Origin of the sequence: Micromonospora halotolerans (assembly GCF_032108445.1) — a bacterium.
GTDB lineage: Bacteria > Actinomycetota > Actinomycetes > Mycobacteriales > Micromonosporaceae > Micromonospora > Micromonospora halotolerans.
Genome location: NZ_CP134876.1, coordinates 983,462 through 1,007,868 on the forward strand (window position 1 = coordinate 983,462; position 24,407 = coordinate 1,007,868).

Annotated in this window: 20 protein-coding genes; 8 read left to right on the forward strand and 12 right to left on the reverse strand. The window is 74.3% G+C overall.

Translation table 11 applies throughout. From position 1 onward, the window contains the following. Positions 1-140: 140 nt before the first annotated feature. From RMN56_RS04510 to ftsY, 9 genes are all read right to left on the reverse strand, one after another. Positions 141-797, reverse strand: a complete 657-nt coding sequence (locus tag RMN56_RS04510) for a response regulator transcription factor (RefSeq protein WP_313722575.1) — start codon at positions 795-797, stop codon at positions 141-143. Further along, positions 794-1,918, reverse strand: coding sequence for a sensor histidine kinase (locus RMN56_RS04515; RefSeq protein WP_313722576.1), 1,125 nt, complete (start codon positions 1,916-1,918; stop codon positions 794-796). Before RMN56_RS04515 ends, RMN56_RS04510 begins: the two co-directional genes overlap by 4 nt. Before the next feature lie 20 nt (positions 1,919-1,938). Continuing rightward, positions 1,939-2,760, reverse strand: coding sequence for an ABC transporter permease (locus RMN56_RS04520; RefSeq protein WP_313722577.1), 822 nt, complete (start codon positions 2,758-2,760; stop codon positions 1,939-1,941). Beyond that, positions 2,750-3,652, reverse strand: coding sequence for an ABC transporter ATP-binding protein (locus RMN56_RS04525; RefSeq protein WP_313722578.1), 903 nt, complete (start codon positions 3,650-3,652; stop codon positions 2,750-2,752). The genes RMN56_RS04520 and RMN56_RS04525 overlap by 11 nt, the downstream gene beginning before the upstream one ends. Positions 3,653-3,793: 141 nt before the next feature. Further along, positions 3,794-6,061 carry a [protein-PII] uridylyltransferase gene (locus RMN56_RS04530; protein WP_313722579.1) on the reverse strand — a complete coding sequence of 756 codons (2,268 nt, stop codon included), beginning with the start codon at positions 6,059-6,061 and terminating at the stop codon, positions 3,794-3,796. Between the two features lie 17 nt (positions 6,062-6,078). Next, positions 6,079-6,417 (reverse strand): P-II family nitrogen regulator, encoded by a 339-nt coding sequence (locus tag RMN56_RS04535; RefSeq protein WP_313724649.1) that lies wholly within the window; start codon positions 6,415-6,417, stop codon positions 6,079-6,081. Positions 6,418-6,442: 25 nt separating this feature from the next. Then, a complete protein-coding gene (locus RMN56_RS04540) occupies positions 6,443-7,804 on the reverse strand; it encodes an ammonium transporter (RefSeq protein ID WP_313722580.1) in 1,362 nt (453 codons plus the stop codon). A 205-nt stretch (positions 7,805-8,009) separates the two neighbouring features. Beyond that, positions 8,010-8,873 (reverse strand): phosphotransferase, encoded by an 864-nt coding sequence (locus tag RMN56_RS04545; protein WP_313722581.1) that lies wholly within the window; start codon positions 8,871-8,873, stop codon positions 8,010-8,012. A 7-nt stretch (positions 8,874-8,880) separates the two neighbouring features. Beyond that, entirely contained in the window at positions 8,881-10,074 is a 1,194-nt protein-coding gene (gene ftsY, locus RMN56_RS04550; RefSeq protein WP_313722582.1) for a signal recognition particle-docking protein FtsY, read from the reverse strand. A gap of 146 nt (positions 10,075-10,220) precedes the next feature. Between ftsY and RMN56_RS04555 the strand changes: the two genes are divergently transcribed. The 6 genes from RMN56_RS04555 (at position 10,221) to RMN56_RS04580 (ending at position 16,940) form a co-directional block, all read left to right on the forward strand. Then, positions 10,221-11,933, forward strand: coding sequence for an alkaline phosphatase D family protein (locus RMN56_RS04555; protein WP_313722583.1), 1,713 nt, complete (start codon positions 10,221-10,223; stop codon positions 11,931-11,933). Positions 11,934-11,946: 13 nt separating this feature from the next. After that, the gene (locus tag RMN56_RS04560; protein ID WP_262281429.1) at positions 11,947-12,372 is read left to right on the forward strand and encodes a MarR family winged helix-turn-helix transcriptional regulator; all 426 of its coding nucleotides are present in this window, start codon (positions 11,947-11,949) and stop codon (positions 12,370-12,372) included. 113 nt (positions 12,373-12,485) lie between these two features. Then, entirely contained in the window at positions 12,486-14,105 is a 1,620-nt protein-coding gene (locus RMN56_RS04565; RefSeq protein ID WP_313722584.1) for an MDR family MFS transporter, read from the forward strand. A 4-nt stretch (positions 14,106-14,109) separates the two neighbouring features. Beyond that, positions 14,110-14,598 (forward strand): universal stress protein, encoded by a 489-nt coding sequence (locus tag RMN56_RS04570; RefSeq protein WP_313722585.1) that lies wholly within the window; start codon positions 14,110-14,112, stop codon positions 14,596-14,598. A gap of 42 nt (positions 14,599-14,640) precedes the next feature. Further along, positions 14,641-15,171 (forward strand): DinB family protein, encoded by a 531-nt coding sequence (locus RMN56_RS04575; protein WP_313722586.1) that lies wholly within the window; start codon positions 14,641-14,643, stop codon positions 15,169-15,171. 206 nt (positions 15,172-15,377) lie between these two features. Further along, a complete protein-coding gene (locus tag RMN56_RS04580; RefSeq protein WP_313722587.1) occupies positions 15,378-16,940 on the forward strand; it encodes a N,N-dimethylformamidase beta subunit family domain-containing protein in 1,563 nt (520 codons plus the stop codon). Positions 16,941-17,000: 60 nt separating this feature from the next. On the opposite strand, the gene RMN56_RS04585 is transcribed toward RMN56_RS04580, so the two are convergent. The 3 genes from RMN56_RS04585 to RMN56_RS04595 all read right to left on the reverse strand — a co-directional run bounded on the left by RMN56_RS04585 (position 17,001) and on the right by RMN56_RS04595 (position 21,716). Beyond that, positions 17,001-17,621, reverse strand: a complete 621-nt coding sequence (locus RMN56_RS04585) for an HAD-IA family hydrolase (RefSeq protein WP_313722588.1) — start codon at positions 17,619-17,621, stop codon at positions 17,001-17,003. After that, positions 17,618-21,217: a chromosome segregation protein SMC gene (gene smc, locus RMN56_RS04590; RefSeq protein WP_313722589.1), complete on the reverse strand. Its 3,600-nt coding sequence runs from the start codon at positions 21,215-21,217 to the stop codon at positions 17,618-17,620. The genes RMN56_RS04585 and smc overlap by 4 nt, the downstream gene beginning before the upstream one ends. 304 nt (positions 21,218-21,521) lie before the next feature. Beyond that, positions 21,522-21,716, reverse strand: coding sequence for a hypothetical protein (locus tag RMN56_RS04595; protein ID WP_007456482.1), 195 nt, complete (start codon positions 21,714-21,716; stop codon positions 21,522-21,524). Positions 21,717-22,089: 373 nt separating this feature from the next. Here RMN56_RS04595 and RMN56_RS04600 point away from each other — a divergent pair, with 373 nt between their 5' ends. Then, positions 22,090-23,370: a CAP domain-containing protein gene (locus RMN56_RS04600; protein ID WP_313722590.1), complete on the forward strand. Its 1,281-nt coding sequence runs from the start codon at positions 22,090-22,092 to the stop codon at positions 23,368-23,370. 148 nt (positions 23,371-23,518) lie between these two features. Next, entirely contained in the window at positions 23,519-24,385 is an 867-nt protein-coding gene (locus RMN56_RS04605; protein ID WP_313722591.1) for an endo alpha-1,4 polygalactosaminidase, read from the forward strand. Positions 24,386-24,407 lie beyond the last annotated feature (22 nt).

Below are 24,407 nucleotides of genomic sequence, written 5' to 3' on the forward strand. Positions count from 1 at the left end.
TTCGTACCAAGTCTTCCGGAATCCCAATTTCCGACCCCCTGGTCTTGAGGAGTGGGAGGCGGCAGCGAGACAGGCGGAACCCGACCGGCGTGCGGTTCAACGGCCGGCGACCACGCAGCCGTCCGCCTCGTGGCGGTGGGTCACGACGCGACCAGGCCCGACTGGTACGCGAAGACCACCAGCTGGGCCCGGTCCCGGGCGCCGAGCTTGACCATGGCGCGGCTGACGTGGGTCCGCGCGGTCGCCGGGCTGACCACCAGCCGCTCGGCGATCTCGACGTTGCTCAGCCCCTCGCCGACCAGCCCCACCACCTCGCGTTCCCGGTCGGTGAGCGCGTCGAGCCGGGGGTGCGGGCGGGGCACCCGGGCCGGCCGGGTGGCGAACTCCCGGACCACGCGCCGGGTCACCGACGGGGAGAGCAGCGCCTCCCCCTCGGCGACCAGCCGGATGGCCCGTAGCAGCTCGGCCGGGCGGGTGTCCTTCGTGAGGAAGCCGCTGGCGCCGTGCCGGAGCGCGTCGAAGACGTACTCGTCCAGCTCGAAGGTGGTCAGCACGACCACCCGGGTGCCGGCCAGCGTGGGGTCGGCGACGATCCGGCGGGTCGCCTCGATGCCGTCGACGCCGGGCATCCGGACGTCCATCAGCACCACGTCGGGGCGTTCCCGGTGGGCCGCCTCGACGGCGGCGAGCCCGTCCGCGGCCTCCCCGACCACGGTGAGGTCGTCCTCGCTCTCCACCAGGGCACGCAGGCCGATCCGGACCAGGTCCTGGTCGTCGGCGAGCAGCACACGGATCATGTGACCTCCTCCACGGGCAGTGTGGCGGACACCCGGAAGCCGCCGGCGGAGGCGGGGCCGGCCGTGAAGACGCCGCCCAGGGCGGTGACCCGCTCCCGCATGCCGGCCAACCCGTAGCCGGGCCCGTTCGCCGGGGTGGCCGCGCCGCGGCCGGTGTCGGTGACCTCCACGGCGACCTCGGTCGGCGCGTACCGGATCCGGACGGTGGCGGTTGCCGGTCCGGCGTGCCGCAGCACGTTGGTCAGCGCCTCCTGCACCACCCGGTAGGCGGCCAGGTCCACGGCGACCGGGAGCGGGCGCGGCGCCCCGTCCACCTCGACGGTGACCGGGAGCCCCGCGCCGGCCAGCCGCTCGCGCAACTGCGGGAGCTGGGCCAGCCCGGGCGTGGGGGCGCGCTCGTCGGCGGCCTCGTCGCGGCGCACCACGGTCAGCGTGACCCGCAGCTCGTCGAGCGCCTCCTTGCTGGTGCGGCTGATCGCGCTGAGCGCCGCCTCGGCCTGCTCGGGCTTGCGGGCCAGCAGGTGCAGGGCGATCTCGGCCTGGAGGTGGATCGCGGCGAGCCCGTGGCCGACCACGTCGTGCACCTCCCGGGCCACCCGCAGCCGCTCGGCGTCGGCCAGCCGGCGTGCCTCGTCGGTGCGGCTGCGCGCCGCGTTCTCCCGGCCGAGCCGCACGGTGACGCCCACCGCGAACGGCACCACGATCCAGGCGGCGGCCGGCATGAGCCCCACCACGCCGGGCGGGCGCACCCCGACGAAGACGTGCGTGAGCAGCACGAGCAGGGCCGCCCCGTTGGCCACCGCCGCCACCCGCAGCGGCCGGTACGCGGCCACCGTGTAGACCGCCACGAAGAACGACAGCAGGATCGGCCCGTACGGGTAGCCGAGCGCCAGGTAGGCGGTGCTCGCCGCGGTGACCACCGCGAGGGTGGCCAGCGGCCAGCGCCGGCGGACGGCCACCGCGAGCGCGGCCACCACGACCAGCGGGTAGGTGACCCGGCCGGTGTCCACGCCCTGGTTGTGGCCGGCCGGCGCGGTGCCGGCCAGCCCGATCACCAGCAGGGCCAGGGCGACGAGGCCGTCCAGGATGCGGGGGCCCCAGTCGCCACGCTCGCGGTCCACGTCCCCTCCCCCGCCCCGCCTCAGCCGATGTCCCGGCGGCGCAGCAGCACCGCGCCGACCGCCGCGAACCCGACCAGGTACGCGGCCACCACCAGGGCCGCCTGCCCGCCGCCGACGGTGGCCGCCACCCCCGGGGTGTCACCCGGCGCGCCGAGCGCGGCCGCCAGGGACCCGGCGTTCGGCCCGGGCAGCCCCTCCTGCGCCTTCGCCACCCAGTCGACCAGCGGCGCGGCGATCGCGGCGAGCAGGTTCTGCACGGCGAGCATCCACACCAGGCCCAACCCGACCGGTAGTGCCACGGCGCGCAGCGCGACGGCCAGCACGGCACCGAGCATGGCCCACATCGTCGCGATGAGCCACCCCGCTCCGATACCGGTGAGCAGCTCGCCGACCGACGGCCAGGTCACCGGCTGCGCCTCGGCGGACGCGATGAGCAGGCTGGCGACCGCGCCGACCGCGAAGACGGCCAGCACCACGGCCAGCGCGGCGGCGGCGAGGGCGAGCAGCTTGCCCGCGTACACCTCCAGCCGGCTCGGGCCCTGGGTGAGCACGGTCTTCCAGGTGCCCCAGCCGTACTCGCCGCCGACCGTCAGCACGCCGAGGATCAGCAGGATCGAGCCGAGGAAGACCGGCAGGCCGCCGAGGGAGTTGCCGACCAGCTGGTCGGGGAGCAGCGCGGGCAGGGCGCGGCCGGTGTTCGGCCCGTCGGTGCCGCCCGCGACGCCCGCGTACGGGAAGACGTAGGTGAAGATCAGCGAGAGCACCAGCGTGATGGCCAGCAGCAGCCAGCTCGCCGGCCGCCGGACCAGCTTGACCGTCTCGGCGCGGAAGCTACGCGACATCGGCCGTTCCCCTCTCCACGAGGTCGAAGAAGACCTGCTCCAGGTCCCGTTCCCGGGGACGCAGCTCGCGCACGGCGAGCCCCGCCCCGACCAGCTCGGTGTTGAGCCAGGCGGCGCGGTCCGGCTCGACGGCCAGCTCCAGCCCGCCGTCGACCACCCGGACCCGCTCGGCCCCGACCAGTTCCCGTGCCCGGGCGGCCGCCGCGTCCAGCGGGTCGGCGAGCAGCCGCAGCCCGGCCGCGCCGCGCAGCTCGGCGACGCTGCCCTCGGCGACCAGCCGGCCGCGGGCGATCACGCCGACCCGGTCGCACACCTGCTCGACCTCGCCGAGCAGGTGGCTGGAGACCAGCACCGTGCAGCCGGCCGCGCCGAGCCGGCGGATCAGCGTGCGCATGTCCGCCATGCCGGCCGGGTCGAGGCCGTTGGTCGGCTCGTCCAGGATGAGCAGGCGGGGATCCTTCAGCAGCGCGGCGGCTACACCGAGCCGCTGCTTCATGCCCAACGAGTAGCCGGCGTAGCGGTCGCCGGCCCGGTCGGTGAGGTCGACCAGGTCGAGCACGAGCGCGACCCGGTCGGCGCCGACCCCGGCGTAGCGGGCCAGCACCCGCAGGTTGTCCCGGCCGGAGAGGTACGGGTAGAACGCCGGCCCCTCGATCAGCGCCCCGACCCCGGTGAGCCGGCCGGTGCCGGGTGGCCGGCCGAGGAGGCGGACCGTGCCGGCGGTGGGCCGGACCAGCCCGAGCAGCATGCGCAGGGTGGTGGTCTTGCCGGCGCCGTTGGGGCCGAGAAAGCCGTACACCTCGCCGGCCCGGACGGTCAGCTGGAGGTCCTGCACGGCGGTCAGGCCGCCGTACCGTTTGGTGAGCCCTTCGGTGTGCACTGGCAGGTTCATGCCACCGAGCGTCCCGCCGGGCGGCCCCGGCGGCGTCGTGCGTGCGGCGGCTCCGCGGCTACGTCACCCGACGTATCGCGCGCCCGCCGCTGTTAACAGGGGGCCCCTGCTCTACCGGAGACGTTAAGAAGGGGCCCTTCCTTACACGGCGGCGAGCACGGCGGCCTCGATGCGGTCGCGGTCCTCCGGCGGGGGCCAGCCGCCGATCAGGTAGAAGGCGTCGACCACGTCGCCGCCGAGGGTGGAGATCCGGGCGGCCCGCACCTGGGCGCCGGCCTCGTCGAGGGCGCACGTGACCCGGTAGAGCAGCCCGGCCGCGTCGGCGGCGCGCAGCTCCAGCAGCACCGCGTCGGTGGCGGCCGCGCGGTGCCAGACCACCCGGGGCGCGGCGGTCCCCCGGGCCCGCGCGGAGAGGGCCCGGCCGCGCAGCCGCTGGGTGACCGAGACGTCGCCGGTGACCGCGCGGCGCAGGTCGGCGGTGAGCGCGATCGGGTCGGGGGCCAGGCCGTAGCGCGGCTGCACCCGGCACTGCACCAGGGCCCGGTCGTCGACGGTGGCGGCGTCCGCGGAGATCACCTCCAGCCGGTGCAGGGCCAGGCAGCCGGCCACCGTGGCGAGCAGCCCCCGCCGGTCGGCCGCGGCCACCGACACCAGGTCCTCCCCCACGTGTACGACCGGCAGCGGCCCGGCGACCAGCGCCGGGTCGGGGGCCGGCGGGGCGGGCACCACGCCGGTGTCCAGGGCGGTCCGCACCCGGGCGACCAGTTCGGCGACCAGCCGCCCCTTCCAGCCCGACCAGGCGGCCGGCCCGGTGGCCGCGGCGTCGGCCCGGACCAGGCCGTGCAGCAGGTCCAGGGTGGTGGTGTCGCCGACCCGCTCGGCGACCCCGGCGACGGTCTTCGGGTCGGAGAGGTCCCGCCGGGTGGCCACGTCGGGCAGCAGCAGGTGCAGCCGGACCAGCTTGGCGATCAGCGCCGCCTCGTCCGCGGGCAGCCCGATCCGCTCGGCCACCGCCTCGGCGAGGGGCGCGCCCACCGTGCTGTGGTCACCGGCCAGCCCCTTGCCGATGTCGTGCAGGAACGCGCCGAGCAGCAGCAGGTCCGGCCGGTCCACGTCCCGGGTGTGCCGGCTCGCCTCGTACGCGGCCTGCACCAGGTGCCGGTCCAGGGTGAACCGGTGCACCGGGTTGTGCTGGGGCAGGCTGCGCAGCCGGGTCCACTCGGGCAGCCAGCCGTCGATCAGCCCGTACCGGTCGCAGGTCTCCCAGGCCGGCACCAGGCCGGGACCGGCCCCGAGCAGGGTGATCAGCGCGGCCCGGGCGGCCGGCGGCCAGGGCGCGGGCAGCGGCGGGCAGTACGCGGCCAGCCACTCGCAGGTGGCCCGGGCGATGGGCAGCCGGGTGGTGGCCGCCGCGGCGGCGACCCGCAACGACAGGCTCGGGTCGGGGCGGGCGCCGATCGCCGTGCGGGCGAGGACCAGCTCGCCGTCCTGCTCGACCACGTCCCGGGCGACCGGGCGGCGCAGCGGCCGGCCGGCGGCGCTCCGGTGCCGGCCGGCGCGGAGCCGGTCGGCGGCCCGCCAGGCGTCGTCGAGGGCGTGGCTGACGGTCCGGGCGTCCCCGGCCACCCGGCGCAGCAGCGCGTCGCCCTCCTCCAGCAGGAGCAGCTTCGCGACGCCGTCGCGTTCCTGGGCGACCAGCCGGTCGACCCGGCGGCCGACCTGCTGGTGCAGGGCGTCCCGGGTGTCCAGCAGCCGCCGGTGCGCGGCGTGCACGGCGGGGCGGAGGGCGTCGGTGATGCCGGCGGTGGCGATGGCCCGCAGGAGGCCGACGTCGCGCAGCCCGCCGGCGGCCTCCTTGAGGTCGCCTTCGAGCAGGAAGGCCAGCTCGCCGTGGGCCTCCCAGCGGGCGGTGGTGATCTCCCGCAGCTTCGGGAGCTGGCGGACGGCGGTGCGCCGCCAGTGGTCGGCGGCGGTGCGGACGAGCTGGTCGGCCAGCACCGGGTCGCCGGCCACGTGCCGGGCGTCGAGCAGGCCGAGGGCGACCTTGACGTCGTCCTGGGCCACCGACAGCGCCTCGGCGACCGTGCGCACCGAGTGGTCCAGCCGCAGCCCGGCGTCCCAGATCGGATACCAGAGGGAGGCGGCCAGCTCGTCGGTGCCGGGGACCCCGGCGTGCAGCAGCACCAGGTCGAGGTCGCCGTGCGGCGCGCACTGGCGGCGCCCCAGCCCGCCGACCGCGACCAGCGCGATGCCCTCCCGGTGGGGGAAGATGCCGCGCAGCCACGCGTCCAGGGCGTCGGCCCGGGCCGCGCGGGCCGCGGCGCCGATCCCTCCGGGTACGCCGGCGACCTCGTTGACCAGGGGCGGGCCGTCCCCGATGGGGCCGGTCTGCGTGGTCAACGAGGTCACGTCGGTCGGATCCGGCGTCAGAGGGCGTCGAGCCCGCGCTCGCCGGTACGTACCCGGACGACCTCCTCGACGCCGGTCACCCAGACCTTGCCGTCGCCGATCTTGCCGGTTCGGGCGGCGCCCACGATGGCGTCGACGATCTTGTCGACGTCCATCTCGTCGGTGAGCACCTCGACCCGGATCTTGGGCAGGAACTCGACCGTGTACTCGGCACCCCGGTAGACCTCGGTGTGCCCCTTCTGCCGGCCGTAGCCCTGGACCTCGCTGACGGTCAGGCCGGCCACGCCGAGGGCGTGCAGGGCCTCCTTCACCGCGTCCAGCTGGTACGGCTTGACGACCGCGGTCACCAGCTTCATGTCCAACCCCTCCATCCCAGGAACGTTAACCGGCGACCTTCTCGCTGACCGGCTCGGCGGGCTCCTCCGCCGGGTCGGTGGGTTCCGGGGCCGGCCTGCTCGCGCCGATCCCGGCCATGGCGAACGCGCCCCCGGCGCTGCCGCCCGTGGTGGGCGACAGGTCGTACGCGCTCTCCGCGTGCTCGGCGACGTCGATGCCGTCGACCTCCGCCTCGGCGGAGATCCGGAACCCGATCGTCTTGTCGATCACGAAGCCGAGGGCGTACGCGATGACGAAGGAGTAGACCGTGACGATCAGCGCGCCCAGCGCCTGCTTGCCCAGCAGGGTGGCGTCACCGCCGACCAGCAGGCCGTCGCTGGCGACCAGCGAGCTGACCGAGGCGGTACCGAACAGGCCGATCCACAGGCAGCCGATCCACCCGCCGACGAAGTGCACGCCGACCACGTCGAGGGAGTCGTCGTAGCCGAGCCGGTACTTCAGGCCCACGGCCAGGGCGCAGACCGCACCGGCGACCAGACCCAGCAGCACCGCCGCGGCCGGGGTGACGAAGGCGCACGCCGGGGTGATGGCGACCAGACCGGCCACCGCACCCGAGGAGGCGCCCACCAGGGTCGGCTTGCCGTCGCGCACCCACTCCACCACGATCCAGCCGAGCAGCGCGGCGGCGGTGGCGACCTGGGTGTTCACGAAGGCCAGCGCGGTGACCCCGTCGGCGGTCAACTCGGAGCCGGCGTTGAAGCCGAACCAGCCGAACCAGAGCAGACCGGCACCGAGCGCGACCAGCGGGATGTTGTGCGGCTTGGCGCTCTCCCGGGGCCAGCCGACCCGCTTGCCGAGGACCAGCACGAGGGCGAGCGCCGCCGCGCCGGCGTTGATGTGCACCGCCGTGCCACCGGCGAAGTCCAGGGCGCCGATGTCACCGCCGATCAGGCCGCCGCCCCACACCATGTGGGCGACCGGGAAGTAGACCAGGGTGGCCCAGCCGGCCGCGAACACCAGCCAGCCGGCGAACTTCGTCCGGTCGGACAGCGCCCCGCTGATCAGCGCGACCGTGATGACGGCGAACATCATCTGGAAGGCGATGAAGACGTAGAGCGGGATACCGGTCTCGCCCCACACGTCGCTCTCACCGACGAACGTCTTGGTGCCCAGGTACTGGCCCAGGTCACCGATGAACTTGCCGCCCTCGCCGAAGGCGACGGTGAAGCCGTAGAAAAGCCACAGGATGCTGACGAGCCCGATGGACGAGAAGCTCATCATCATCATGTTCAGCATGCCCTTGGAACGGTTCAGCCCGCCGTAGAACAGGGCCAGACCGGGCGTCATGAGCAGCACGAGCGCAGTCGAAACAAGCAGCCAGGCAGTGTTCCCGGTATCGATCTCCACGCTGCCTCCTCTCGGTGTCGTATTCCTCCCTCCGACTGAGACCTGGCAGCATCGCCCGTCAGCCGGTTGCGCGGAAGCTTGCTCGGCGGCTGTTTCCTTCACCGACACCGCTCGATTTCCGGCGCGTGACGCGTTGTTTCCGGCGTGTGAAGAAAGACGATCATGCCTGGGGACAGCCCCGGGGGGACACCGGCGTGTGCGCGGGTCAGCGCAGCGCGTACTCCAGGGCGTGCCGCTCGTAGTCGAGCAGCCGCAGGTCGCGCATCGGCCGGCGCAGGTGGCCCTTGTGCACGATCCGGACGAACGCCGGCTCGCCGGCCGCAGCCATCCGCCGGATGCCCTCGACATGGTCGACGATCCGCTTGCGGATGGTCCGGATCAGCCGGTGCCGGTCCCGGGGGATCAGCCCGTACGCGTCGGCGAAGAGGCGCAGCCGGCGCGGCCGGTCCGGGTGCTTCCAGCCGAGGGTGATCGAGTCCCGGTCGGAGAAGATCGGCACCCAGGTCCAGGCCGCGTACGCCACGTCGTAGATCCGGGCGCCGGGCGAGGCCAGGTCGAAGTCGATCAGCCCGAGGGTGCCGTCGGGCCGCCAGATCACGTTGTGCGGGGCGGCGTCGTGGTGGCAGATCACCTCGGTGTCCGGCGGGGGCGGGCCGAACGAGCGCCAGACCGCCCCCGGCGGCGGGGTGAAGCCGTACTGGGCGTCGTGGAACATCCGCAGCATGGTCGCCACGGTGACCAGGGCCTCGTCGGTGACCCAGTGCGGGGCCAGCGGGTACTCCCCGCACTCCCCCTCCAGGTACGACAGGACCTCCCGGTTGCGCTCGTCCATGCCGAGGGCGCGGGGTGCGCCGGTGAAGCCGACGTACTCCAGATGGCGCAGCAGCGCGTGGACCGAGGGGGTCCACGGGCCGGCGTTGCGCCGGACGGTGTCGCCCACGCGGACCACGGTGCTCACGTTCCCGCCGTGGAGCGGGATCTCCTGCGAAGTCACGTACGGTCTCCCGAGGCGTGGCGACGGGTGGCTGGGGTCGCGCCATCCTGCGTAGGCGCGATCGTCAGTCGTCACAACGAGGCTACGCGTCCCGGGCGAGCGGCTCGGTGCCGAGCAGCGCGTCGACGAACTGCGCCGGGTCGAACGGGGCCAGATCGTCCGGGCCCTCGCCGAGGCCGACCAGCTTGACCGGGATGCCCAGCTTGCGCTGCACGGCGATCACGATGCCCCCCTTGGCGGTGCCGTCGAGCTTGGTCAGCACCACGCCGGTCACGTTGACCACCTCGGTGAAGACCCGGGCCTGCTCCAGGCCGTTCTGGCCGGTGGTGGCGTCGAGCACCAGCAGGGTCTCGTCGATCGGGCCGTGCTTCTCGACCACCCGCTTGACCTTGCCCAGCTCGTCCATCAGGCCGACCTTGTTCTGCAGCCGGCCCGCGGTGTCCACCAGCACCGTGTCGACCCTCGTGTCGATGCCGCGCTTGACCGCGTCGAAGGCGACGCTGGCCGGGTCGGCGGCCTCGGGGCCGCGGACGGTCTCCGCGCCCACCCGGCCGCCCCAGGTCTCCAGCTGGTCGGCGGCGGCGGCCCGGAAGGTGTCGGCCGCGCCGAGCAGCACGGTCCGGCCGTCCGCGATGAGCACCCGGGCGATCTTGCCGCAGGTGGTGGTCTTGCCGGCGCCGTTGACCCCGACCACGAGCAGCACCGCCGGCACGCCCTCCTTGGGTGTGGTCTTCAGCGACCGGTCGAGCGTCGGGTCGAGCGCGTTGACCAGCTCGGTGGCGAGCAGGGTGCGCAGCTCGCCGACCGAGCGGGTGCCGAGCACCCGGGTCCGCTCGCGCAGCCGGTCGACGATCTCGCGGGTGGAGTCGACGCCGACGTCGGCGGTGATCAGGCTGTCCTCGATCTCCTCCCAGGTGTCCTCGTCGAGGCGGTCCCGGCTGAGCAGGCCGAGCAGGCCCTTGCCGAAGACGTTCTGCGAGCGGGACAGCCGGGAGCGCAGCCGCACCAGCCGGCCGGCGGTGGGCTCGGGGACCTCGATGGTGGGCAGCGGCGGCGCCTCGACCACGGGCGGCGGCTCGACCAGCACGCCGGTGCGCAGGTCCGACTCGGCCGCCTCGACCGGTGGCCCGGCCAGGTCCTCCTCGGCCCGGGTGTCGACCTCCGTCTCCGGCAGCGGCGGCTCGGGGCGCCGGCGCAACCGGGGCACCACGAGGCTGAGGCCGCCGAGGATCAGCACGCCGAGCAGGGCGAGTGCGACGAGGAGGTATTCCTTCATGCCCGAAATCCTGTCAGATGCCGGCGACGGCGTCCCACTCACCGCCTCGGCACGTGAACGAGCTGCGGGTACGCTCGCGGCTGGAAGGCGTACCGCAACCGCCGGCCGGGTAGGAAAGGAATGATGATCTTCCTCGGAGGTGCGCCGTGACCGGTTCCCGTCTGCTCATCGGCCCACTGCTGCGTCGGGTCGTCGGCACGCGGGCCACGGTCTGGGTGGAGACCAGTGCCCCCGCCGTGGTCACCGTCCGCACGGCCGACGGCGCCACCGGCAGCGCGCCCACCTTCTCGGCGTACGACCACCACTACGCGATCGTGGTGGTCTCGGGGCTGACGGCGGACAGCAGCACCACCTACGAGGTGCTGATCGACGACGAGGTGGCCTGGCCGGTGCCGGACAGCGGCTTCCCGGCCAGCGTGATCCGGACCCGGGCGGAGGACGACCGGGACCAGCCGGTGAACCTGCTCTTCGGCTCCTGCCGGGAGACCACCCAGCACGCCACCGCCCGCCGGCTGCCCCCGGACGCGCTGGACGCGTACGCCCGGCGGCTCATCGCCGATCCCGACCCGGACGCCCTGCCCGACCTGCTGGTGCTCCTGGGCGACCAGGTCTACGCCGACGTCACCTCGCCGACCGTGCGCCGGCTGCTGAAGCGGCGGCGCCGCCGGCCGAAGGGCGCCCCGGCCGCCCAGGTGGTGAGCTTCGACGAGTACACCAAGCTCTACCTGGAGTCCTGGCGCGACCCGGAGATCCGCTGGCTGCTCTCGACCGTGCCGAGCGTGATGATCTTCGACGACCACGAGATCATCGACGACTGGAACACCTCGGCCTCCTGGCGGGCGGACATGCGCGCCCAGCCCTGGTGGGCGGAGCGCATCCGCAGCGGCCTGGCCTCCTACTGGGTCTACCAGCACCTGGGCAACCTGTCGCCGGACGAGATCGCCGCCGACCCGGTCTTCGCCAAGGTGGCCGCCGCCGAGGACGCCACGAGCGTGCTGCACGAGTTCGGCGAGCGGGTCGACTCCGAGGCCGACGTGGCGCACGACACCGAGCGCTGGCGCGCCGTGCAGTACCAGTGGAGCTACGCGCTGGACCTGGGGCGGACCCGCCTGGTCATGCTGGACAACCGTTCCAGCCGGGTGCTGGACGGCGGAAACCGGGCCATGCTGCCGCCGGGCGAGTGGTCCTGGTTCCTGGACCGGGCGCACGGCGTCTACGACCACCTGGTGGTCGGCGCCTCGCTGCCCTGGCTGCTGCCCCCGGGCATCCACCACGTCGAGTCCTGGAACGAGCGGCTCGCCGACTCCCGCCGGCCCTGGGTGGCGCAGGTCTCCGAGCGGATGCGCCGGGCCTGGGACCTGGAGCACTGGGCCTCGTTCCGGCGCTCGTTCGAGGCCCTCGGCGAGCTGTTCGCCCGGCTGGGCAGCGGCACCGCGCCGCGCGAGGGGGCCCGGATCGGCGCCGGCCCGGCATACTCGCGGCCGGCCTCGATCAGCGTGCTCTCCGGGGACGTGCACCACTCGTACGTGGCCCGGGCCCGGTTCGCCGACCGGAGCGTGCGCACCCCGGTGCACCAGCTCACCTGCTCGCCGATCCACAACCAGGTGCCGGCCGGGATGCGCCCGCTCATGCGCCTCGGCTGGAACCCGGGGCCGGCCGGCGCGGCCCGCGCGCTGGCCCGCTCGGCCGGGGTGCGCCGCCCGCCGGTGCGCTGGAAGAAGCTGGCCGGGCCCTACTTCGGCAACGCGGTGGCGACGCTCACCCACCGGGGTCGGGCGGCTGAGGTCGTGATCGAGGGCACCACGAGCGACGGGCACCTGCGCACGGTGGCACGGCAGCGGCTCAGCGACGAGGTGTGAGTACCCTCTCAGCGTGGACGAGAGCCTGCGCGCCGTGGAGCACGAACTGACCGCACTGCTGCGGCGTGGGCGCGCGCTGTCCTGGGAGATCGCCCGCGAGGTCCATCCCAACCTGGAGCCGAACGCCTACGGGCTGCTGCTCTGGCTGCGCCGTTCCGGCTCGATCCGGCTCACCGACCTGGCCGTCAAGCTGGGCATCGGCAAGGGCACGTTGAGCCGGCAGATCGGCGGCCTCGAGGCGCTGGGGCTGGTCCGCCGCGACCCGGACCCGACCGACCGGCGGGCCGCCCAGCTCAGCCTCACCGAGGAGGGCACCCGCCGGTTCGACGCGGCGCGGGCGGCGCGACTCGGACAGATCCGGCGGTCGCTCGAATCCTGGCCGATTCAGGACGTCGAGGACTTCGCCCGGCTCATGCACCGGTTCAACGAGACCTTCTGACCGGATCCGCCCTGGAATAAGACGTACGCCACGTGCGGTTGTTGCTTGAGGCAACCAAGCCATACGGTTGCCCGAAGCAACTCTCCCCCCGTCTTCTCCGGAGGCATTCCACGATGACGCAGGCGACAGCGCCCACCCGGGCGACCGCCGTCGACATGTCCCACCGGCAGATCCTGGAGGCCCTCTCCGGCCTGCTGCTGGGCATGTTCGTCGCGATCCTCTCCTCCACGGTCGTCTCGAACGCGCTGCCGCGGATCATCACCGAGCTGCACGGCGGCCAGTCCGCGTACACCTGGGTGGTGACCTCGACGCTGCTGGCGACCACGGCGACCACGCCGATCTGGGGCAAGCTCTCCGACCTGGCCAGCAAGAAGCTCCTGGTCCAGCTCGCCCTCACGACCTTCGTGCTGGGCTCGGTGCTGGCCGGCCTCTCCCAGTCCACCGGCCAGCTCATCGCCTGCCGGGTGCTCCAGGGCGTCGGCGCGGGCGGTCTCACCGCCCTGGCCCAGGTGATCATGGCGACGATGATCGCCCCGCGTGAGCGCGGCCGGTACAGCGGCTACCTCGGCGCCGTGATGGCCGTGGGCACCATCGGCGGCCCGCTGATCGGCGGCGTCATCGTCGACACCGACTGGCTCGGCTGGCGCTGGTGCTTCTACGTGGGCGTGCCGTTCGCCGTCCTCGCCCTGATCGTGCTCCAGAAGACCCTGCACCTGCCGGTGGTCAAGCGGGAGGCGAAGATCGACTGGTGGGGCGCCACCCTCATCACGGCGGCCGTGTCGCTGCTGCTGATCTGGGTCACCCTGGCCGGCGACAAGTACGACTGGCTGTCCTGGCAGACCGCCGTCATGGTGGCCGGCGCCGTGCTCCTCGGCGCGCTCGCCCTCCGGGTGGAGAACCGGGCCGCCGAGCCGATGATCCCGCCGCGCCTGTTCCGCAACCGCACCATCACCCTCGCGGTGATCGCCAGCATCGCGGTCGGCGTGGGCATGTTCGGCGCCTCCGTCTTCCTCGGCCAGTACTTCCAGATCAGCCGCGGCGAGAGCCCGACCATGTCCGGCCTCATGACGCTGCCGATGATCCTCGGCCTGCTGATCGCCTCCACGGTGGTCGGCCGCATCATCACCAACACCGGCCGCTGGAAGCGCTACCTGGTCCTCGGCTCGGCGCTGCTCACCGCCGGCTTCGCGCTGATGGGCACCATGCGGGCGGACACCCCGTACTGGCGGCTCGCCGTCTTCATGGCGCTGATCGGCCTCGGCCTGGGCATGACCATGCAGAACCTGGTCCTCGCCGTGCAGAACACCGTCGGCCCGCACGAGCTCGGCGCGGCCAGCTCCGTGGTCGCCTTCTTCCGCAGCCTGGGCGGCGCCATCGGGGTGAGCGCGCTCGGCGCGATCCTCGGCCACAAGGTCAAGGACTACCTCGCCGACGGGCTCGCCGGACTCGGCATCCCGGCGTCCAGCTCCGGCGGCGGCGGTACCCTGCCGAATGTGCACACCCTGCCCGCCCCGATCCGCGCGGTCGTCGAGGCCGCGTACGGGCACGGCGCCGGGGACATCTTCCTGGCCGCCGCCCCGTTCGGGCTGATCGCCCTGATCGCGGTGGTGTTCATCAAGGAGGTGCCGCTGCGCCGCACCAACAGCGACGCGATCTCCACCGAGGTCGAGCGGGAGTCGACCATCGCGGCCGGCGGCGGCGCCGCGGTGGTGCGCACCGGCGGACGGGACTGACCCGATGGACGCCCCCGAGCGTGAGAAGTACGGCCCGGAGGCCCGGCCGCTGCCGTTCGAACGCGGCACGGACGGGCCCCGGGTGGTGCTGGTCGGCGTCGACGGCAGCCGCACCTCGCTGCGCGCCGCCTCGTACGCGGCCGGGCTGGCCCGCCGGCAGGGCGCCGGGCTCGTGGTGGTCTTCGTCAGCTCGCCGCCGCCCTACACCGCGATCATGTCCGGTGTGGTGGCCGGAGCCGTCCAGCAGACCCAGGACGAGCTGGCCGCCGAGCTGCGCGAGGAGTGCCGGCGCGGCGCCGAGGAGCTGGGCCTGCCGGTGACCTTCCTGTGCCGGCGCGGCGACGCGTACGCCGAGCTGGCCAGGGCGGCCGACGAGCACCGCGCCGACCTGGTGGTCGTCGGGTCGTCCGAGCAGGCCGGCCACAAGCTGGTCGGCTCGGTCGCCACCCGACTCGTCCGCACCGGCCGCTGGCCGGTCGTGGTGGTGCCCTGAAATCCGGTCGCGGCTGTCGTACCCGGGCCGGAGGATGGCCGGATGACCTGGAGAGCACCCGAGATCGACCGCAGCCACGAGCCCTACGTCGCTGACGAGCGCACCATGCTGGAAGGCTGGCTCGACTACCACCGCGACACCCTGCTGCACAAGTGCGCGGGCCTGACCGCCGAGCAGCTCCGGACGGCGAGCGTCGAGCCGTCCGGCCTGACCCTGCTCGGCCTGGTCCGCCACATGGCCGACGTGGAGCGCTGGTGGTTCCGGATCCGCGCCGCGGGGGAGGACATCCGCGGCCTCTACGACGGCGCCGAGGACCCGGACGCGGACTTGAACGCCGTGGCGGACGCCGACCCGGCGGAGGCCTTCGCCACCTTCCGCGCCGAGGTCGAGGCGGCCCGCAAGGCCGCCGCCGGCCTGTCGCTGGACCACACCTTCCGGCGCCCCCGGCGCGACGGCAGCGCCGACGAGATGAACGTCCGCTGGGTCTACGTGCACATGATCGAGGAGTACGCCCGGCACAACGGCCACGCCGACCTGATCCGCGAGCGCATCGACGGCGTCACCGGCGACTGATCCTCCCCCCTATCGGCGAACGACGCCGACCGAACGGCCGCCCTCCGGCTCCGATCTTCCGCCATTGACGATCTTCGGCAACGCGCCGCAGACTTGGCCCGTCTTACAGCTGAACGGGTTGTGGCCGGATCCGTTCCCGCCACCGACGCGCCCCCTCGACGGCCGCCGCGCGGATCACCTGGGCCGCGTACACGGGGAGCGGGATCATGGTTGGCGGGGTCGGGATCGGGCATACCCGGAGAAGGACGCTGGGCATCCTCGGCGCAGTCGGGGCGGTGATGCTGGACTCGGGCTCTCAGGCGCGCCCGCCGTCCGGCACCGCCCCGCGCGTCGACCACCACTACGCGGGTGATCCGACCGGACCGGGCCCGGCCACCGCGCCCCTGCCCGCCGCCGGGTCGTCGCCGGTCGTCGTGGAGAACGCTCGGCCCGGCGCCATCCGTTTCCGCCTGACCGGGCACCGGTTCGCCACAGACCGGGGCGGCGAGATCGCCGGCTACGTCCACGCCACCAGCGTCGCGCCCGGGGAGGAGCTGCGGTTCCAGGTCTCGGTCGCCCGGCCCCAGCGGTACCGGATCACCGTCTTCCGCGTCGGCCACTACGACGGTCGCGGAGCCCGGCAGGTGGCGGTAAGCCCGTGGCTAGACGGGTCCCCACAGGCCGCACCGACGGTCGACCCGGCGACCGGCGCGGTGCGGTGCGGGTGGCGCACGGAGTGGCGACCGACCGTGGCACTGGACTGGACGAGCGGCCTCTACCTGGCACTGCTCGCCAGCGCCACCGACCATCACCAGTGGATCCCGTTCGTGGTACGCGAGCCGAGGCGCGCGGGCGGTGCGCTCCTGGTCCTTCCCACCAGCACCTGGCAGGCGTACAACCGCTGGCCGGAGGACGGGCGGACGGGGGCCAGCCTCTACTACGGCTTCGACAGCGCGGGGCACCGCAGCGCGGCGCACCGGGCCCGGGCGGTCAGCCACGACCGGCCGTACGCCGGCAACGGGGTCCCGGCGCTGGCCGACCGCGACATCGGCTTCGTCCAGTGGGTGGAGGGGCAGGGCATCGACCTGGCCTACGCCACCAGCGAGGACCTGCACACCGGGCGGGTGGACCCGGCCCGGTACCGGGCGGTCGTCTTCCCGGGTCATGACGAGTACTGGTCGGTGCCCATGCGCGAGGCGGTCCTCACGGCCCGCAACAGCGGTACCAGCCTGGTCTTCCTCGGCGCCAACAACTGCTACTGGCGGATCGGTTACGGCGCGGACGGTCAGGACGACCGGTTGGTCCGGTGCGTCAAGGAGAAGACGCCGGCGTCCGGCCCGCTACCGCTCACCATCAGGTGGCGGTCGGCGGGCCATGCGGAGCAGCAGTTCATCGGGGCGCAGTACGTCAGCGTGGTTGACGGGCACGCCCCGCTGGTGGTCCGCGGCGCCCGGCATTGGTTCTGGGCGGGCACGGGCGTCCAGGACGGCGACCTGATTCCCGAGGTCGTGTGGGGCGAGGCCGACCAGTGCATGCCCGGCTTCCCCGAGCCCACGGCGGCCGAACGCACGCTGCTGGCCGAATCCCCCTACTGGCACGACGGCGCACCGCAGCGTCAGCAGAGCCAGCTCTACCGGGCCACGTCCGGGGCCTGGGTGTTCGCCGCCGGCTCGCTGGGCTGGACCCGGGTGCTCGCCGACCCGGCGGCAGCCGACCCGCGGCTGGCCCGGGCCACTGTCAACCTGCTGAGGCGGGTGGTCAACGGCGAGCCGCGCGCCGCGACGTACTGACGCCCACGCTCGGGCCGGCTCGGGGCCCGGCTCGCGCAGATGCTCGGGTGACCCGCCGACTCAGTACGCCAGCGCGGCGCGCAGGTAGCGCAGGTCGGCCCGGCCGCTCCAGCGGTGCGCGGAGAGCCCGGCCACCCGCGCGCCGGCCACCGCCCGGTCCTCGTCGTCGACGAACAGCACCCGGGCCGGCGGCGTCGCCAGCGCCTCGCAGGCCGCCTGGAAGTATTCCTTCGCCGGCTTGTGCACCCCGATCACCGAGGAGTTGACCACGACGTCCAGCTCGTCGGTGAGGTCCAGCGCGGCCAGGTCGGCGTCGAGCACGTCGGTGGCGTTGGTGCCCAGCCCGACCCGCACGCCGGCCGCCCGGACCTCCCGGATGAACGCGAGCACCTCGGGGTCGACCTCGCCCCGGTAGCTCTGCCACGCGTCCACGGCGGCCCGGGCCCGCCCCGGGTCGCCGACCGAGGGGGTGAGGGCGTCGGCCACGCTGGTCATCCACTCGGCGTGGCTGACCTTGCCGGTGAGCACCGGCTGGAGCAGCCCCCAGGACATGGCGATCTCGCCGAGGACGCCCTCGGTCAGCCCGTACTCCCGCTCGACCCGGGCGGCGACCGCCGGGTCCCAGCGGCGCAGCACGCCGTCGAAATCCACCAGGAGCGCCGTGGCGCGTTCCCGACTCACTCGCTGTTCCCCTGCCCCTCGTCGTCGGCCCGGTTGAGCCGCTGGCTGATCACCTGGGTGACGCCGCTGCGCATGGTCACGCCGTAGAGCGCGTCGGCGATCTCCATGGTGCGCTTCTGGTGGGTGATCACGATGAGCTGGCTCTTCTCGCGGAGCTGGGCCAGCAGCGTGATCAGGCGGCCCAGGTTGACGTCGTCGAGGGCCGCCTCCACCTCGTCCATGATGTAGAACGGACTGGGCCGCGCGCGGAAGATCGCCACAAGCATGGCCACCGCGGTCAGCGAGCGCTCGCCGCCGGACAGCAGCGAGAGCCGCTTGATCTTCTTGCCGGGCGGCCGGGCCTCGACCTCGACGCCGGTGGTGAGCAGATCCTCCGGGTCGGTGAGCACCAGCCGCCCCTCGCCACCCGGGAAGAGCACGGTGAACACCTGCTCGAACTCCCGCGCCGTGTCCTCGAACGCGCTGGCGAAGACCTCCAGGATCCGGTCATCGACGTCCTTGACCACGGTGAGCAGGTCCCGGCGGGTGGCCTTCAGGTCCTCCAGCTGCTCGGAGAGGAACTTGAAGCGCTCCTCCAGCGCGGCGAACTCCTCCAGCGCCAGCGGGTTGACCTTGCCGAGCAGGGCCAGCTCCCGCTCCGCCTTGGCGGCCCGCTTCTCCTGCACCGGCCGCTCGTAGCGGACCGGCTCGGGCACCGGCGTGCCGTCCTTCTCCGCCGCCGCGAGGTCCGCGTCGGTGGGCGGGACGAGCTGGTCGGGGCCGTACTCGGCGACGAGGGTGGCCACGTCGAGGCCGAAGTCCTCGGCCGCCTTCGCCTCCAACTGCTCGATGCGCAGCCGCTGCTCGGCGCGGGCCACCTCGTCCCGGTGCACCTGGCTGGTGAGCCGCTCCAGCTCGGCGCCGAGCCGCTTGGCCGCGCCGCGTACCTCGGACAGCTCGGCCTCGCGGGCGGCGCGCTCGCGGGCCACCTCGTCGCGGTGCTCCTCGGCGCGGGCGATCGAGACGCTGAGCCGGGTGAGCGCCTCGCGGGCGCCGCCGACCACGGCCCGGGCGATCTCCGCGCCGCGGGTGCGGGCCGCGCGCCGGGCGGCCGCGCGCTCCCGCGCGGCCCGCTCGGCGGTCGCCTGCCGGGCCAGCGAGTCGGCCCGGCCGGCGATCGAGGAGACGCGCTCCTCGGCGGTACGCACGGCGAGCCGGACCTCCATCTCGTTCTGCCGGGCCTGCGGCACCATGGCGGCGAGCTGGTCACGTTCCTCGGTGGACGGTTCGGCGTCGAGCGGGGTGGCCTCGGCCAGCCGGAGCCGTTCCTCCAGCTCGGCGAGGGCCTGCAGGTCGCGCTCCCGGGCCGCCTCGGCGCGGGCCCGGGACTCGCCGAGCCGGTCGGTCTCCGCCTTGGCGGACCGGGCGGCCGCGCCCAGTTCGGCGAGGCGGCGGGCGGCGGCGTTGCGGTGGCTCTCCGCCTCCCGCTTGGCGGCGGCCGCGTGTTGCACGGCCTCCTTGGCGGTGGCCACCTCGGCTCGCGCCTCGACCAGTTGGTCGCGCAGCTCCGCGCTGGTCCGCTCGGCGGTGGCCCGGTTGGCCCGGGCCTCCTCGACGGCCGCCTGCACCTCGATGTAGCTGGGCGCCTTGGCCGACCCGCCGGCCGCCGCGTACGCCCCGACCACGTCGCCGTCGGGGGTGACCGCGCGCAGCTCCGGGTTGCCGGCGACCAGCTCGGCGGCCGCGGCCAGGTCGTCGACCAGCACCACGTCGCGCAGCGCCCGGTGCACCGCCGGGCGGATCTCGGCGGAGCACTCCACCAGGTCAGGGGCCCAGCGGGCACCGTCGGGCAGCTTCGGGCGCAGCGCGTCGGCGGAGCCCGCCATGCCGGGGCCGGCGGGGCTGCCGACCAGCAGGCCGGCCCGGCCGGCGTCGGAGATCTTGAGCAGCCGCATCGCCTCGACGGCCTCGTCCACGCCGCTGACCGCGACCGCGTCGGCGAGCCCGCCGAGCGCGGCGGCGAGCGCCGCCTCGTTGCCCGGGGCCACGGTGAGCAGCCCGGCGAGGCTGCCGAGCAGGCCGGGCACCTGGTCGGCGCGGGCCAGCAGGGCACCGGCGCCGTCCTTGCGGCGCAGGCCGAGGGCGAGCGCCTCCTCACGGGCCTTCCAGGTCGCCGCGTCCTTCTCGGCGGCCCGCTCGGCGTCGGCGAGGCTGCGCACGGCGGCCTGGGCCTGCTCGTGCACGGCGACCGCCTCGGCGTGCCGGGCGTCCAGGTCGGCGTTGTCCCGGTCGGCCTCGGTGGACTGTTCGGCGACCGCGTCGACCTCACCCTGGGCCTTCTCGGCGCGGGTCAGGGCGTCGGTGTGCGCGGCGGCGAGCCGTTCGATCTCCTCGCCGGCGCTGGTGGTCCGGGCCCGGGCGGAGTTGACCTGGCCGGTCAGCCGGGCCAGCCCCTCGCGCCGGTCGGCGATGGCCTTGGCGGCGGCCACCAGTTCCCGCTCGGCGGCGGCGAGCTGCCGCTCCAACTCCTGCCGATGCTCGACCGCCTCGGCGAGCCGGATCTGGTCGTCGGTGAGCGCGGCCCGCAGCTCCTCCTCCTGCTCCCGGACCCGCCGGGACTCGGCCTCCAGCTGGTCCGGGTCGCGGCCGGGGCGCTCGTCGTCCCCGGTGGCGCTGAGGTGGCGCAGCCGTTCCCGGGCGAGCTGCTCGATCGAGCGGAACCGCTCCTGGAGCGCGGAGAGCTTGTACCAGGCGTCCTGGGCCGCGGCGAGCAGCGGCGCGTCCTCGGCCAGCGCCGCCTCCAGCTCGCCGAGGCGGCCCTGCACCTCACCGTGCTCGGCCTCGATCTGCTCGCGCCGCTCGCGCAGCGCGGTCTCGTCGGCGATCTCCCGGTCCAGTGTGGTGCGCAGGGTGTGCAGGTCGTCGGCGAGCAGCCGCAACCGGGCGTCGCGCAGGTTGGCCTGGATGGCGGCGGCCCGGCGGGCCACCTCGGCCTGCCGGCCCAGCGGCTTGAGCTGGCGGCGCAGCTCGGCGGTGAGGTCGGTGAGCCGGTTGAGGTTGGTCTGCATCGCGTCGAGCTTCCGCAGCGCCTTCTCCTTGCGCTTGCGGTGCTTGAGGACGCCGGCCGCCTCCTCGATGAACGCCCGCCGGTCCTCCGGCTTGGCGTGCAGCATGCCGTCGAGCCGGCCCTGCCCGACGATGATGTGCATCTCCCGGCCGATGCCGGAGTCCGAGAGCAGCTCCTGGATGTCCAGCAGCCGGCAGGAGTCGCCGTTGATCTCGTACTCGCTCTCGCCGGAGCGGAACATCCGGCGGGTGATGGAGACCTCGGTGTACTCGATCGGCAGCGCGCCGTCGGTGTTGTCGATGGTGAGGGTGACCTCGGCCCGGCCCAGCGGCGCCCGCCCGGCCGTGCCGGCGAAGATGACGTCCTCCATCTTGCCGCCGCGCAGCGCCTTGGCGCCCTGCTCGCCGAGGACCCAGGCGATGGCGTCGACGACGTTGGACTTGCCGGAGCCGTTCGGGCCGACCACGCAGGTGATCCCGGGCTCCAGCTTCAGTGTCGTCGCGGAGGCGAAGGACTTGAAGCCCTTCACCGTCAGGCTCTTGAGATGCACCTTCTCGATCCTCGTCCGGTGGCCGCCGTACCGTCGCCGGCTGCGCGGACCTGGCGAACCCGCAGACTAACCCGCGGCCGGGGAGAGCCTGGTACGCGACCCACCCGGTGCCGGAGGTGTCCGCTTTCCGGCGGTGTGGCGTACGCCACGGAAAAGTGCAAGATCAGAATTGCGGGGCGCAATTCCGGTGGCGGCCCGCAAGATCGCGAAATGGGGTCCCCGGAAACAAAAAGCTGCGCGCCGGCACTGGGGTGTCGGCGCGCGTTTTCTTTGTGGTGCGATTCAGTTTTCCGACGACCGGAGATCAGGTCAGCGCGGGCTCGGCCAGTCGGAGGAGGTCGTCTGCCTCCGCCGCTGCCGCCGCAAGCCGATCGTTGTCGGCGCGCAGACGCGTGATCTCGAACTCCAGTGCCTGAACCCTGGCACGCAGTCGGGTGACCTCGTCGAGCAGACGCCGGTCGGGCGCTGCACCTACGTGGCCGTAGAGGGCCTTCGCCATGCTGACTCCTTGATATGCGCTGCCGGAAAGGCCGGCCAACGCGCGCCCATGATGTTCGCGGCTGCCATCCCCGCGAAATCCGGGCATGGCTGGGCGCGACTGGCGACACCTATATATTGAGCCGAACCCCCCTCCTTCGTCAAGTTCCCGCAGGCCGTAGATCATCTCCACGTCCACCGGTCCACTTGTCGGGGGGTTGCCACAAGGCGCGGACACGCTCTGTCCGGACGCCTTTACTGTACGCCCGGGAATGTGTGAACGCCTCACCCTTGCCGTCCGGTTCCCCTTAACTCTTTCTTAGCCACGTTGCCGCAGCTCGCGGCCCGCCCGTAGCGTCACTGCGGCCCGCAACCGACCCGTGGAGGGGACAGGCGTGTACCGCTGGACCGACCCGATCGACCCGGACGGCGTCTCCCGACGCCCCGAGCCACCGACCGACGAAGGGCCGGCCTGGCTCACCGACCGGCCCGAACCGCGGTCGTCCTACCTCTTCGGGGACGAGCCGGGGCAGCCCGGCCCGACCCGGTCCGAGACGCCGACCGGCGCCTGGCCGGCCGACACCCCGGCCACACCGTGGCGGGACGACCACACTCCCGAGCGCACCGGCCACCTCCCCGCGGCCGGCGCCGGGGCGCACGGGTGGGCCGACGCCGGGCGGTACGCCGACGACTCGACCGGGTACCCCCCGGCCGCCGAGTCCCCGGCGTACGGCCCGGCGGCCCACCCGGGCGCCCCGATGTCCCCCTACGAGCCGGCACCCGGCTGGCACCCCGAGCAGCGGCCCGCCGCCGCCTGGCAGCCGGCCGCCGACGAGCGGCCCACCGCCGCGTGGCAGCCCACCGCCGCGTGGCAGCCCGCCGCCGCCTGGCAGCCGGCCACCGACGCCGCGGACGAGGACACCGGCCGGCACCGGCGGCGCCGCCGCCTGCCGCGTCCCCTCCTGATCGGTGGGGCCGCCGCCGCGGCGACCCTCGTGGTGAGCCTCGGCGTGGGCGCCCTGGTGCTGCCCGGCGGCGACCAGCCGACCGAGCGGACCGCTGCCGACGCCCCGGTGGCCGCCGCCCCGCTCGCCTCCGAGGGCACCGAGGCGGCCCCGGGCGACGCGCTCGCGCCGGAGTCGACCAGCCCGAGCGCCGCGCCGACCAGCGCCCGGCCGACCCCGACGAAGAAGGCGACCCCGAAGCCGAGCCGGACCACCGCCCCGTCCCGGCAGCTGTCGCGCAGCCCCGCACCGCGCACCACGGGCGCCACGACGGCCTCGGCCAAGGGGCTCAGCGCCGAGCTGCGGGAGGTCGTCGACCTGGTCAACCAGGAGCGGGCCAAGGCCGGCTGCAAGGCGCTGACCGTCGACGACAAGCTGACGCTCGCCGCCCAGCGGCACAGCCAGGACCAGGCCGACCACAAGACCATGTCGCACGACGGGAGCGACGGCAGCGACGTGGGCGACCGGCTCGACCGGGTCGGCTACGCCTGGCGGTCGTACGGCGAGAACGTCGCCTGGAACCAGCAGAGCCCCGCCGCGGTGATGGACGCCTGGATGAACTCCCCGGGGCACCGGGCCAACATCCTGAACTGCTCGTTCACCGAGATCGGCGTGGGCGTGGCGCGGAGCAACGGGCCGTACTGGACGCAGGACTTCGGTACCCCGCGCTGACCGGCGCGTCGTGACCGGGCCCGCGCTCGTTGACCGGGTGAGGTACGCCGGGGACGCCTGAGCCGTGCCGGCCCCGCGGCCGGCGCACCGGGGCCGCCGGAGACGTACCGGCAGGGGCGGGGTGCCGCCCGCGACCCGGGAGCTGTCGATGCGGATCCGGCCGGCGTGGGCCGTGTCGCCCCGGCCGGTCCGCGTCCGCCGACGTGGGCCGCGCCGGGGCTTCGCGGTGGTGCTGACGGTGCTGCTGCTCGCCCCGGCGGCGGCCTGCCGGGAGCCGCTCGTCCCGCCCGGTGCGCCCACCCCGTGGCCGACCGCGCAGGCCCGGCAGTGGCAGTGGCAGTGGCAGCTCACCGGTCCGGTGGACGTCACCGTCGAGGCCGACGTCTTCCTGCTCGACCCGGTGCGCACCACCGCCGCCGAGACGGGTGCGCTGCGCGCCCGCCACCGCCGCCTGGTGTGCCAGGTCCGGGTCGGCACCTACGTGACCGGTGACCCGGACGCCAGCCGCTTCCCGGCGGCGGTACGCGGGGCGGCGGTACCGGGCCGGCCGGACAGCCGGTGGCTGGACGTCCGCCGGTGGGACTCGCTGGAACCGGTGCTGGCCGACCGGTTCCGGCTCTGCCGGGGCAAGGGCTTCGGCGCGGTGGCGCTCGACGACGCCGACGGCTACCTGCACCGCCCCGGCTTCCCGCTCACCTTCGACGACCAGCTGGTGTTCAACCGCCGTGTCGCCGCACTGGCCCGACGGCTGGACCTCTCCCCCGGGCTGGTCGACGACCTGCCGCAGGTGGCGGCGCTCGCCCCCGACTTCGACTTCGCGGTCAACCAGGAGTGCGTCCGCCGGGGCGGGTGCGACAAGCTGCTCCCGTTCGTCGACGCGGACAAGCCGGTCTTCCACGTCGAGTACACCGGCGACCCGGCCGAGTTCTGCGTCACCACGGTCGGCTACGGCTTCGCCTCGATCCTCAAGGACCGCACCCTCGACGCGTGGCGCGAACCCTGCGCGCTGCCCTGAGCCGGCGTCGCACGATCCCGGA

What these genes read in the sequence shown, in the direction of transcription:
- RMN56_RS04565 (WP_313722584.1), top strand. Translation starts at nt 12,486, where the DNA reads ATGACGCAGGCGACAGCGCCCACCCGGGCGACCGCCGTCGACATGTCC.
- RMN56_RS04510 (WP_313722575.1), bottom strand. Translation starts at nt 797, where the DNA reads ATGATCCGTGTGCTGCTCGCCGACGACCAGGACCTGGTCCGGATCGGC.
- RMN56_RS04535 (WP_313724649.1), bottom strand. Translation starts at nt 6,417, where the DNA reads ATGAAGCTGGTGACCGCGGTCGTCAAGCCGTACCAGCTGGACGCGGTG.
- ftsY (WP_313722582.1), bottom strand. Translation starts at nt 10,074, where the DNA reads ATGAAGGAATACCTCCTCGTCGCACTCGCCCTGCTCGGCGTGCTGATC.
- RMN56_RS04580 (WP_313722587.1), top strand. Translation starts at nt 15,378, where the DNA reads ATGGTTGGCGGGGTCGGGATCGGGCATACCCGGAGAAGGACGCTGGGC.
- RMN56_RS04570 (WP_313722585.1), top strand. Translation starts at nt 14,110, where the DNA reads ATGGACGCCCCCGAGCGTGAGAAGTACGGCCCGGAGGCCCGGCCGCTG.
- RMN56_RS04575 (WP_313722586.1), top strand. Translation starts at nt 14,641, where the DNA reads ATGACCTGGAGAGCACCCGAGATCGACCGCAGCCACGAGCCCTACGTC.
- RMN56_RS04525 (WP_313722578.1), bottom strand. Translation starts at nt 3,652, where the DNA reads ATGAACCTGCCAGTGCACACCGAAGGGCTCACCAAACGGTACGGCGGC.
- RMN56_RS04595 (WP_007456482.1), bottom strand. Translation starts at nt 21,716, where the DNA reads ATGGCGAAGGCCCTCTACGGCCACGTAGGTGCAGCGCCCGACCGGCGT.
- RMN56_RS04605 (WP_313722591.1), top strand. Translation starts at nt 23,519, where the DNA reads ATGCGGATCCGGCCGGCGTGGGCCGTGTCGCCCCGGCCGGTCCGCGTC.
- RMN56_RS04520 (WP_313722577.1), bottom strand. Translation starts at nt 2,760, where the DNA reads ATGTCGCGTAGCTTCCGCGCCGAGACGGTCAAGCTGGTCCGGCGGCCG.